The sequence below is a fragment of the Robbsia andropogonis genome, assembly GCF_000970345.1.
Lineage (GTDB): Bacteria > Pseudomonadota > Gammaproteobacteria > Burkholderiales > Burkholderiaceae > Robbsia > Robbsia andropogonis.
The window spans coordinates 1-311 of the sequence record NZ_LAQU01000268.1 but is presented as its reverse complement, the minus strand read 5'-3'; the positions used below and the strand labels follow the sequence as shown (position 1 = coordinate 311).

The window sequence follows — 311 nt, the reverse complement described above, 5'->3', positions numbered from 1 at the left end:
CACGCAAATTACGAGCGTTCGGACACGACGTCCGATTGATCGCCGCACAATTCGTCCGGCCATATGTCAAATCGAATAAAAATGATGCCGCCGATGCAGAGGCGATCTGGGAGGCCGCACAACGACCCGGAATGCGCTTTGTAGCCGTGAAATCTGCCGATCAGCAATCTATTCTGGCGCTGCACCGGATTCGCCAGCAGATAATGCGAATTCGTGTCATGCAGATAAATCAGCTTCGTGGATTGCTCTACGAGTTTGGATTTATATTTCCGGCAGGTCGCAGTGCATCGATCAAGGCAATCAGAGATCAA

At 51.1% G+C, this 311-nt stretch carries 1 protein-coding gene; it reads left to right on the top strand.

Annotated features, from left to right (window positions below; translation table 11 throughout):
* On the top strand, positions 1 to 311 hold a 311-nt coding region (locus tag WM40_RS29435), incomplete at both ends, for an IS110 family transposase (RefSeq protein WP_157793849.1).